General features: G+C 64.5%; 9 protein-coding genes and 1 pseudogene. 8 read left to right on the top strand and 2 right to left on the bottom strand.

Going from position 1 to position 10743, the window contains the following annotated elements:
• The 5 genes and pseudogenes from ACFSQT_RS03400 to ACFSQT_RS03380 form a co-directional block, all read left to right on the top strand.
• Nucleotides 1–743 (top strand): annotated as a pseudogene (locus ACFSQT_RS03400) (ABC transporter permease); the annotation flags it as partial.
• 2 nt (nucleotides 744–745) lie between these two features.
• The gene (locus ACFSQT_RS03395; RefSeq protein WP_095083257.1) at nucleotides 746–1513 is read left to right on the top strand and encodes an ATP-binding cassette domain-containing protein; all 768 of its coding nucleotides are present in this window, start codon (nucleotides 746–748) and stop codon (nucleotides 1511–1513) included.
• A gap of 112 nt (nucleotides 1514–1625) precedes the next feature.
• On the top strand, nucleotides 1626–2627 hold the full coding sequence (iolG, locus tag ACFSQT_RS03390) for an inositol 2-dehydrogenase (RefSeq protein ID WP_379016543.1): 1002 nt from the start codon (nucleotides 1626–1628) through the stop codon (nucleotides 2625–2627).
• 25 nt (nucleotides 2628–2652) lie between these two features.
• Nucleotides 2653–3447, top strand: a complete 795-nt coding sequence (locus ACFSQT_RS03385) for an SDR family oxidoreductase (protein WP_379016542.1) — start codon at nucleotides 2653–2655, stop codon at nucleotides 3445–3447.
• 456 nt (nucleotides 3448–3903) lie between these two features.
• Nucleotides 3904–4995, top strand: coding sequence for a 3-deoxy-7-phosphoheptulonate synthase (locus ACFSQT_RS03380; protein WP_379017014.1), 1092 nt, complete (start codon nucleotides 3904–3906; stop codon nucleotides 4993–4995).
• Between the two features lie 47 nt (nucleotides 4996–5042).
• Here ACFSQT_RS03380 and ACFSQT_RS03375 read toward each other — a convergent pair whose 3' ends face one another.
• Entirely contained in the window at nucleotides 5043–5678 is a 636-nt protein-coding gene (locus ACFSQT_RS03375; protein ID WP_379017013.1) for a LysE family translocator, read from the bottom strand.
• Between the two features lie 127 nt (nucleotides 5679–5805).
• On the opposite strand from ACFSQT_RS03375, the gene ACFSQT_RS03370 reads away from it, so the two are divergent.
• The gene (locus ACFSQT_RS03370) at nucleotides 5806–6507 is read left to right on the top strand and encodes a helix-turn-helix transcriptional regulator (protein WP_379017012.1); all 702 of its coding nucleotides are present in this window, start codon (nucleotides 5806–5808) and stop codon (nucleotides 6505–6507) included.
• A 30-nt stretch (nucleotides 6508–6537) separates the two neighbouring features.
• Here ACFSQT_RS03370 and ACFSQT_RS03365 read toward each other — a convergent pair whose 3' ends face one another.
• Complete coding sequence (locus ACFSQT_RS03365) at nucleotides 6538–7647, bottom strand: Gfo/Idh/MocA family protein (protein ID WP_379017011.1); 1110 nt, start codon at nucleotides 7645–7647, stop codon at nucleotides 6538–6540.
• Nucleotides 7648–7802: 155 nt separating this feature from the next.
• Here ACFSQT_RS03365 and ACFSQT_RS03360 point away from each other — a divergent pair, with 155 nt between their 5' ends.
• Both ACFSQT_RS03360 and ACFSQT_RS03355 read left to right on the top strand, forming a co-directional pair.
• Nucleotides 7803–8648 (top strand): MurR/RpiR family transcriptional regulator, encoded by an 846-nt coding sequence (locus ACFSQT_RS03360; RefSeq protein ID WP_379017015.1) that lies wholly within the window; start codon nucleotides 7803–7805, stop codon nucleotides 8646–8648.
• Between the two features lie 149 nt (nucleotides 8649–8797).
• Complete coding sequence (locus ACFSQT_RS03355; RefSeq protein ID WP_379017010.1) at nucleotides 8798–10732, top strand: bifunctional 5-dehydro-2-deoxygluconokinase/5-dehydro-2-deoxyphosphogluconate aldolase; 1935 nt, start codon at nucleotides 8798–8800, stop codon at nucleotides 10730–10732.
• Nucleotides 10733–10743 lie beyond the last annotated feature (11 nt).

Below are 10743 nucleotides of genomic sequence, written 5' to 3'. Positions count from 1 at the left end.
GGTGGCGACCGTCAACGGCAACCCCAACCCCAAGGCGATGTTCCTGGCCCAGGGCTGGACCGACCTGCCTGTCATCGTGCCGCTGCTGGTGGCGATCGGCTGCGGGCTGTTCGCCGGCCTGGTCAACGGCGCCTTGATTGCCTACACGCGCATTCCGCCGTTCATCGCCACGCTCGGCATGATGGTGACCGCGCGCGGCATCGCCAAATGGTGGTCCAAGGGACAGCCGATCTCGTTTCCCCACCGATAGTTTCGCAGGCATCGGCAAAGGCCTGATGCCGGTCATCATCTTCCTCTCGCTGGCGGTGCTGTTCCAGCTGATCATGACCTACACGCGCTACGGCAAGCACTGTTACGCGATCGGCTCCAACGAGGACGCCGCGCGCATGTCCGGCATCAAGATCGCCAACCACAAGATCCTCGTCTACGTCATCGCCGGCGTGCTCGCCGCGCTCGCCGCCGTGGTGCTGAGTTCCAAGAACCTCACCGCGCAGTCGGGCATGGGCGTCATGTACGAACTCGACGCGATTGCCATGGCGGTCATCGGCGGCGTCTCGTTGTCGGGCGGCCGCGGCTCGATCGTCGGCACGGTGATCGGCTCGCTGATCTTCGGCGTCATCATCTCCGGTTTCACCTTCCTGCGCCTCGACGCCTACTACCAGGAGATGGTCAAGGGCGTGATCATCGTCGGTGCGGTCGTTCTCGACCAGTGGCGTCAACGCCTGCGGGCAATGAGGGCTTGATCATGGCAGACATCGTCCTGAAGACCGAAAACCTGACCAAGCGCTATGGCGGCGTGCATGCGCTGGAAGGCGCGAATTTCGAACTGCGCAAGGGCGAGCATGTCGCCATCATGGGCGACAACGGCGCCGGCAAGTCGACCTTCGTGCGCCAGATCACCGCCGTCGAGCAGCGCACCGACGGCAAGATCTGGTTCGACGGCAAGGAAGTGAACTTCACCGGGCCGATCGCGGCGCGCGAAGCCGGCATCGAGACGGTGTTCCAGAACCTGGCGCTGGCCGACGACCTCGACGTGCCGTCGAACCTGTTCCTCGGCCGCGAAAAGGTGCTGTTCAATCTCGGGCCCTTCTCGATCCTGGACCGCAAATACATGCGCAAGGCGACCGAGGCAGCGCTGGTCCGCACGGCGGTGAAGATCCCCAACCTGTCCAACACCATCCGCCACATGTCGGGCGGCCAGCGCCAGTGCGTGGCGATCGCCAGGACCGCGACCTTCGCCTCCAAGCTGATCATCATGGACGAGCCGACGGCCGCACTCGGCGTGCAGGAGACCGCGCAGGTCGAAAACATCATCCGCACGCTGAAGGACAATGGCGAGCCGCTGATCCTGATCAGCCACAACATGCGCCAGGTGTTCGACCTTTGCGACCGCATCGTCGTCTTCCGCCGCGGCCGCATCGTCGCCAATTTGCGCAAGCAGGACACCGACGGAAACGATATCGTCTCCTACATCACCGGCGCCAAGACCGGGGAGGCGGAACTCGCGGCCTAGGGCCGGGCACGGAGGCGATGGTCATCGCCTCCCTGTCGATGTCGTCTTGACCGGAAAATCAACCGCGCCCATGACCGGCGCCCCGCTTCGAACCATCCTCAAAGGACATTCCATGGTACTCCGCTTCGCCCTCCTCGGTGCCGGCCGCATCGGCAAGGTCCACGCCCGCGCCGTCGGCTCCAACCCGCAGGCCAAACTGGTCGCGGTTGCCGACGCCTTCGAGAAAGCGGCGACCGAACTGGCAACGGCCTATGGCGCCGAAGTGCGCAGCATCGACGCCATTGAAAAGTCCAAAGACATCGACGCCGTCGTCATCTGCACGCCGACCGACACCCATGCCGACCTGATCGAGCGTTTCGCCAAGGCCGGCAAGGCGATCTTCTGCGAGAAGCCGATCGACCTCGACGTCAAGCGCGTCGAGAAGTGCCTGGCCGTGGTCGAGAAGGCCAAGGCGACGCTGATGGTCGGCTTCAACAGGCGCTTCGATCCGCACTTCGCCGCCGTGCGCAAGGCGATCGACGACGGCGCCATCGGCACCGTCGAGATGGTCACCATCACCTCGCGCGATCCGGGCGCGCCGCCGATCGACTACATCAAGCGCTCGGGCGGCATTTTCCGCGATATGACCATCCATGATTTCGACATGGCGCGCTTCCTGCTGGGTGAAGAGGTTGTGGCGGTCAGCGCCCATGCCTCGGTGCTGGTCGACAAGAAGATCGGCGAGGCCGGCGATTTCGACAGCGTCAGCGTCATCCTCGAGACCGCTTCCGGCAAGCAGGCGGTGATCTCCAACTCGCGCCGCGCCACCTATGGCTATGACCAGCGCATCGAGGTGCATGGCTCGAAGGGCATGGTAGCGGCCGAGAACCAGAGGCCGGTGTCGATCGAACTGGCCAACGAGAAGGGCTATACGCGGCCGCCGCTGCACGACTTCTTCATGACCCGCTACCTCGACGCCTATGCCATCGAGATCGCCGCCTTCATCACGGCAGCGACGTCAGGCAAGAAGGCGGCGCCGAGCGGTGCGGACGGCCTCGTGGCCCTGAAGCTGGCCGATGCGGCACTGAAGTCGGCGACATCGGGCAAGACCGTCCGCCTCGACGCGGCAAAGTAAGAACGCCAGACACAGGAGCACAGCGATGAGCGCATCAGCCGGTCGCAATCATGAAACACGCGCCATCGTCACCGGCGGCGCGCAAGGCATCGGCTTTGCCGTCGCCGAGGCGCTGGCCGACGAAGGCTGCCGGGCCTTGGCACTGGTCGGGCGCTCGCAGGAAAAGGGCGACAAGGCCGTCGCTCATTTCAAGAAGTTGGGCGTCGACGCGATCTTCATCAGCGCCGACGTCTCGAAGGTGGTCGACTGCAAGCGCGCTGTCGCCACCGCGATCTCGCATTTCGGCACCATCAATGCGCTGGTCAATGCCGCCGCGACATCGGCGCGCGGGTCGCTGGTCGAGACGAGCGAAGAGCTTTTCGACCAGATCTTCGACACCAATGTGCGTGGACCCTTCTTCCTGATGCAGGGGTTGGTCGCCCATCTGCTGGAGCGCAAGGCGCCCGGCTCGATCGTCAATGTGCTGTCGATGTCGGCGCATTGCGGCCAGTCGTTCCTGACGCCCTATTCCACAAGCAAGGGCGCGCTGATGACGCTAACCAAGAACGTCGCCAATGCGTATCGGCACAATCGCATCCGCAGCAACGCTGTGCTGCCCGGCTGGATGGACACCGAGGGCGAGGACATCGTGCAGAAGAAATGGCACGACGCGCCGGACGACTGGCTGGCAAAGGCCGAAGCCGCGCAGCCGATGGGTCAATTGGTGAAGCCGGACCAGCTTGCCCGGCTGATCAGCTACATGGTCAGCCCGCAGTCCGGCGTGATGACCGGATCGCTGGTCGACTATGACCAGAGCATTGCCGGGGCGTCACCGGAGTAGGATCACGGAAGTCTAGCGAAAACGCCCTCGCTTCGTCATCCACGGGCGGAGCAAGGAGCGTAGCGACGCAGCGCAGACCCGAGGATCCATGCCGCGACTTCAAAGCGCTGCTGCGGTGCAGAATTCTGCCCCGCAGCATTCGTCGGCTAATGTCGCGGCATGGATCCCAGGGTCTCCGCGACGGAGCTTCGCTCCTGCTCCGCCCAGGGATGACGAAGTTTAGGCGCTTCGGCCAATCCCGAATTGGCTGTCATCAGACACGTGACAAGCGCCTCCGCTTCGACTATATGAGCCTCATGATCAACCTGACCGCCACGTATTGGTACTTTAGGAGCTCGCTGGCGGCGGGAGGATTGCGCTCGATCTGAAGATTGCAGCAACAAGATCCGAACAGCCGCCAGACCTGGCGGCTTTTTTGTTTCAGCCGGCAGGTCTCCCAATCAGGAGCAGAAAGCCGTGTTGACCACCACAGACGACCTTCGGGTCAAGGAAATCCGAGAACTGAGCACGCCGGACCAGGTGATGCGGGAGATACCGCGCACTCTGACGGCGACGCGCACCGTTGCCGCGTCACGCAATGCAACCCACGCCATCTTGAACGGGACCGACGATCGACTGCTCGTCATCGTCGGCCCCTGTTCGATCCACGACCCGGTCGCGGCAGTAGACTATGCCAGCCGTCTGGCGGCGCTGCGCGAAGCCCTGTCCGACCGGCTGGAGATCGTGATGCGGGTCTATTTCGAGAAGCCGCGCACGACGGTCGGTTGGAAGGGCCTGATCAACGATCCCGACCTCGACGGCAGCTTCAACATCGACAAGGGGCTGCGGATGGCGCGCAACGTGCTTTCCGCCGTCAACAATCTCGGCCTGCCGGCGGCAACCGAATTCCTCGACATGACCACGCCGCAATACATCGCCGACCTCGTCGCCTGGGGCGCCATCGGCGCGCGCACGACCGAGAGCCAGATCCATCGCGAGCTCGCCTCCGGCCTGTCCTGCCCGGTCGGCTTCAAGAACGGCACCGACGGCAACCTGCGGATCGCCGCCGAGGCGGTGAAATCGGCCGCCCAGCCGCACCATTTCATGGCGGTGACCAAGGGCGGCCGCAGCGGCATCGCGACGACCACCGGCAATGAGGACTGCCACGTCATCCTGCGCGGCGGCATCGCGCCCAATTATGACGCAACGAGCGTCGAGGCCGCCAGCGTGGAACTCGCCCGCATCGGCGTGGCCCCCAGGCTAATGATCGATGTCAGCCACGCCAACAGCGGCAAGAAGCCCGAGAACCAGCCGAAGGTCGCGGCCGATGTCGCAGGCCAGGTGGCGGCGGGCGACGAGCGCATCATCGGCGTCATGATCGAGAGCAATCTCGTCGCCGGCCGGCAGGACGGGGTGCCCGGCAAGCCGCTCGTCTACGGCCAGAGCATCACCGATGGCTGCATCGACTGGGCGACCACCGAGACGGTGCTGCACGGCCTTGCCGGCGCCGTCGAGTGGCGCCGCTCGGTGCGCCGCGCCATGATCGACAGCCGGCAGGGAGCCGCCTGACAAGCCGGGGGATAGGGCGGCGGTGTTTCCAGGCTCGGGCCTGCCGTTCACGCCGCCTTCAAACCCTGCCAGGCGGTCAACACCGAAACCGCGACCAGAAGCAGTCCGGCCGCCCGGCCGGCAAATGCGGTCGCCCGGGGATTGGCGACCAGGAGGTTGCGGCTGCGCCCGGCTGATATGGCGAGCCCGCCATAGACGGCAAACTGCACAGCCACCGTCATCAATCCCATGATGGCCGCCTGCATCCAGATCGGACCGTAGGCCGGCTTCAGAAATTGCGGATAGACCGCAAAGACGAAGAGATAGGCCTTTGGATTGATCAGGCAGATCACCAGCCCCTGGCGAAACGCCTTCCATGCGGAACGGCTGCCGGCAGGCCCGTCGTGGCCGACCTTGATCGAGCTGCGCATCAGCGTCAGGCCGATAAAGGCCATGTAGGCAGCGCCGGCGATCAGCAGCGGATTGTAGAGGACCGGCACGAAGTGCATCAGCAGGCCGACGCCGACGGCGCCGTTCAGCGTATGCACCATGCCGCCAAGCATGATGCCGCCGGTCGCGGCAAGCCCTCTGTTGCCGCCACCGGTCAGCGCATTGGCAAGCACGAAAAGCATATCCATGCCGGGCACGATGATGATGCCGAACAGGAGGAGGAAGAACAGCCAGAGATTTTCCGCATAATTCATGTCAGTTGCCTGTCGCCTCGCCCGGCCAAGCCGCTGAGGAATGTGTTGATTTTCAACTTGATAGGCAGTCGTATAGGGCAGCCCTACTGACGATGGTGTGTCAGTTGCAATCGGAGCAGGTGAGGAAATGCGCAAGGCGTCACGCCTGTTCGAGATCATCCAGATCGTGCGGCTGGCGCGGCAACCGGTGACGGCGGCCATGATGGCCGAGCAGCTGGAAGTGACGGTGCGCTCCGTCTATCGCGATATTGCGGCACTTCAGGCGATGCGCGTGCCGATCGAGGGCGGGCGCGGCATCGGCTACATCCTGCGCCCCGGCTTCGACCTGCCGCCGCTGATGTTCTCGATCGAGGAGATGGAAGCGATCGTTCTGTCTCTCGCGCTGCTGGAGCGCACGGGCGACAGCGAACTCAAGCAGGCGGCCAAGCGTGTCAGCGCCAAGATCGCCGGCGCGGTGCCGCCGCCCTTGCGCCAGACGTTCGACGCCAATGCGCTGCATGCGTGGGGGTTCGCCGCGCCCTCGGTCGGCGCGGTCGATCTGGCGCTGGTGCGCCGCGCCATCCGCGACGAGGAGAAGCTGGACCTGTCCTATCGCGACGAACTCGGCCGCGCCTCCGAGCGCCTCATCCGCCCGATCGCGCTGATCTACTACGCCGAAACCGCCAACATCGTTGCCTGGTGCGAGCTGCGCCAGGCTATCCGCAATTTCCGCAGCGACCGGATCGAGGCATGCCAGGCGACGGGGCTACGCTTCAAGGGCGAAGGCGATCGTTTGCGGCAGATCTGGGTGAGCGGCTGGGAAACGACCGCCCCAGCCGCCGCCGGCTGAAGCGACTACAGCGAAGCGCCAAGCGAGGGACTACCTCACATCGACCCAGCGCTTTTCCTCGAACGAGCGCGCCATTGCATGCACGGTGCGCTCGATCTCCAGCCCCTCGGCAAACTCGATGACCCGCGCCGGCTTGCCGGCCAGCCGCGTCAAGAGTTCGTGGCACTCGATGATCTTGAGATCGTTGAAGCCGAGGCCGTGGCCGGGCGCCGGCAGGAAAGCGTCGTAGGGCTTGTGGTGCGGCGCCACCAGGATGGTGCGATAACCCTGCTCGGTCGGACGGTCGGCCGTCACGTAGAGCTGGATTTCGTTCATCCGCTCCTGGTCGAACAGGATCGAGCCCTTCGAGCCGAAGATCTGGATGGCGATGCGGCCCTTGCGGCCCCACGCCGAGCGGTTGACCAGCAGCGTGCCGGCAATGCCGTTTTCCAGATGCATCAGCACGCTGGCGATGTCGTAGGTCTCCACCGCGCGACGGCCGCCGGCGGCGAGCTTGCGGTCGGCATAGGGTTTGGCCATGTCGCAGATAACGCTGGCGACGCGTCCGAACAGCACTGAGACCAGCGACAGCGGATGCACGGCGAAATCGTCGAGCGCGCCGTAGCCGGAAGCGGCTTCGTGCTTCCAGAAGAACAGCGCCTCGGGGTCGGCCATGAAGTCCTCGTCCATCTCGATGCGCAGATGGTTGACCTCGCCGATGATCTTCTCGTCAAGCAGCGTGCCGATGTGACGGATGGCCGGGCTCTGGATGTAGTTGTAGCCGAGGGCGGCGACCTTGCCTGACTTTTTCGCCGCGGCCGCCATCGCTTCGGCCTCGGCGAAGCTTGGCGCCATCGGCTTTTCGCACCACAGATGCTTGCCGGCCTCGAGGATGGCGATGGCCATTTCCGGATGGAACTGGTTGGGCGTGGTCAGCGAGACGATATCGACGTCCGGATCGTTGACGACGGCGCGCCAGTCGCCGGATGCCTTGGCAAAGCCGAACTCGCCAGCCTTGCGCCTGGCGAGATCCTCATTCACCTCGCCAAGATGGACGAGCCGTGGCTTGGCCACGTCGGGAAAGACGGCGCCGACGGCGCTCCATGCGATGGCGTGACACTTGCCCATGAAACCCGTGCCGATGAGACCGACGCCGACCATTTTCCCGTTTCTCCACTGCCTGAAGCGCTGCGTGGATGAATTAGTCCATTTTCCCTTGCAATGGAATGTCTGCCTCATTTTTTATGGCGTTCTTGCGCAGGCTGGCTATGATGGGGCAGAGAGGGTACCCATAGATGAGCCTGGACAGAGCGACGATGGACGAACGGGTACCTCGCGACTTCGAGACGCTGCGCGCCACCATCCTGGACCGGCGTGAAAGCCTGCCGAGGCGCATCACCCAGATCGCCGCCTATGCGCTCGACAATCCCGACGACATCGCCTTCGGCACCGCCGCCAGCATCGCCGCTTCGGCGGGGGTGCAACCTTCGACCTTGATCCGCTTTGCCCAGCAGCTTGGCTTCGACGGTTTCACCAGCCTGCAGCAGGTGTTTCGCGAGCGGCTGCGCGAGCGCAACTCGTCCTATGACGAACGCCTGCAGGCCTTGCGCGCCAAGGCCGAGGGCGGCGCCGGCCATCGGGCGATCTTCGACGGCTTCGTCGCCGCCGCCAGCACCTCGCTCAACGATATTTCGCGCACGCTGGACGACGCGCATCTGGAAGATGCGATTTCCCTGCTGGCAAAGGCGGAGACCATCTATGTGCTGGCCAAGCGCCGCTCCTATCCGGTGGCGTCCTACATCGCCTATGCGCTGGGCAAGTTGAAGATCCGCAACCAGCTGCTCGAATCGGCCGCCGGGCTGAACGCCGAAATGATCGGTTTTGCCACGCCGGCGGACGCCGTCATCGCCATCAGCTTCTCGCCCTACGCGCCGGCCACCATCGATGAGGCGCGCACCATTTCGGAACAGGGCGTGCCGATCGTCGCCATCACCGACAGCTCGTTTTCGCCGCTTGCCCAGTTCGCCAGCGTCTGGTTCGAGGTTACCGAGGCCGATTTCGCCGGCTTCCGCTCGCTGTCGGCAACGATGGCGCTGGCCATGGCGCTGACCGTCGGCGTTGGCGAGAAGCGGCGCAACACGGGCAAGAGACGCAAGGCCTAGCATGGTCGGGCGATTTTAGGCCGGGGAATGCTCATTCCATATTGACTATGGATTGGAATTATTATTTCATATTCCCGGCGCCACGCTGCCGCTCGCGCGTGTACCCCAAAATGCGTTGCTCAAGACAACAAGACTGATGGGAGGTTCCAATGAGCGAAGCCGTGGACGCGAAACAGGCGCCGCTCGACGTCATCACCATCGGTCGTGCTTCCGTCGACCTTTATGGCCAGCAGATCGGCTCGCGGCTGGAGGACATCACCTCTTTCGCCAAGTCGGTCGGCGGCTGCCCGGCCAACATCTCGGTCGGCACGGCCAGGCTCGGCCTGCGTTCGGCGCTGCTCACCCGCGTCGGCGACGAGCAGATGGGCCGCTTCATCCGCGAACAGCTTAAGCGTGAGGGTGTCTGCGTCGACGGGCTGAAAACCGACAAGGAGCGGCTGACCGCGCTGGTGCTGCTGTCGGTCGAGGACGAAGGCGTCTCGCCAATGATCTTCTACCGCTCGGACTGCGCCGACATGGCGCTGGCCGAAGAGGATATCGATGAGGCGTTCATCGCTTCGGCCCGCGCCATCGTCGTCACCGGCACGCATTTTTCCCGGCCCAACAGCGATGCCGCACAGCGCAAGGCGATCCGCATCATCAAGGCCAAGGGCGGCAAGGTGGTGTTCGACATCGACTATCGGCCGAACCTCTGGGGTCTGGCCGGCCATGCCGAAGGGTTCGAGCGCTACGTCAAGTCCGACCGGGTCTCGGCCCAGTTGAAGACGGTGCTGCCCGATTGCGACCTCATCGTCGGCACCGAGGAAGAGATCATGATCGCGTCTGGCGCCGACGACTGCCTGAGCGCGCTGAAGTCGATCCGCGCGCTGTCTGCCGCGACCATCGTGCTGAAGCGCGGCGCCATGGGCTGCATCGTCTATGACGGTCCGATCAGCGACGATCTGGAAGATGGCGTCGTCGGCAAGGGTTTTCCGATCGAGATCTACAATGTTCTGGGCGCCGGCGATGCTTTCATGTCCGGCTTCCTGCGCGGCTGGCTGGGTGGGGAAGACCATGCAACGGCCGCGACCTGGGCCAATGCCTGCGGCGCCTTCGCCGTGTCGCGGCTGCTCTGTGCGCCGGAATATCCGACCTTCGAGGAATTGCAGTTCTTCCTCAAGAACGGCAGCAAGCATCTCGCCTTGCGCAAGGACGAGGCGATCAACCACATCCATTGGGCGACCACGCGCCGGCGCGACATTCCCTCGCTGATGGCGCTCGCCTGCGACCACCGCGTGCAGCTCGAGGATGTGGCGGCGAAGGCCGGCGCCGATCCCGCACGCATCCGCGATTTCAAGGTGCTGGCGGTCAGGGCGGCGGCCAAGGTCGCCGCCGGCCGTGACGGCTACGGCATGCTGATCGACGAGAAGCATGGCCGCGAGGCGATGTTCGAATTCGCCCGCCATCCGTTCGCATGGCTTGGGCGCCCGGTGGAGCTGCCGGGGTCGCGGCCGCTGCGTTTCGAATTCTCGCAGGACATCGGCTCGCAGCTCGTCGAATGGCCGGTCGACCACTGCATCAAGTGCCTGTGCTTTTATCATCCCGACGATCCGGCGGCGCTCAAGGAAGAGCAGCAGCAGAAGCTGCGATCGCTGTTCGAGGCCGCGCGCAAGGTAGGCCGCGAATTGCTCGTCGAGATCATCGCCGGCAAGCACGGCAAGCTCGACGACACTACGATCCCGCGCGCGCTGGAGGAACTCTATGCGCTCGGCATCCAGCCGGACTGGTGGAAGCTCGAACCGCAGGCTTCGGCCGGCGCCTGGGCCAAGATCGAAGCGGTGATCCTGAAGCACGATCCGTGGTGCCGGGGTGTCGTGCTGCTTGGCCTCGAAGCGCCGCAGGACGAGCTGGAAGCCGCTTTCGCCGCGACCGCCAAGGCGCCCATCGTCAAGGGGTTCGCCGTCGGCCGCACCATCTTCGTCCACGCGGCCGAACAATGGCTCACTGGCGAGATGTCGGATGACGAAGCCATTGCCGACATGGCCTCGCGCTTCGAACAGCTGACCGAAGCGTGGCTTGCCGCGCGCGGCCGCAAAGCAGCATAAGAAGGCGCGGT

The organism is Mesorhizobium calcicola (assembly GCF_042682105.1).
GTDB lineage: Bacteria > Pseudomonadota > Alphaproteobacteria > Rhizobiales > Rhizobiaceae > Mesorhizobium > Mesorhizobium calcicola.
The sequence above is the reverse complement of the archived record's forward strand: the minus strand, read 5'-3'. Positions and strand labels throughout refer to the sequence as shown.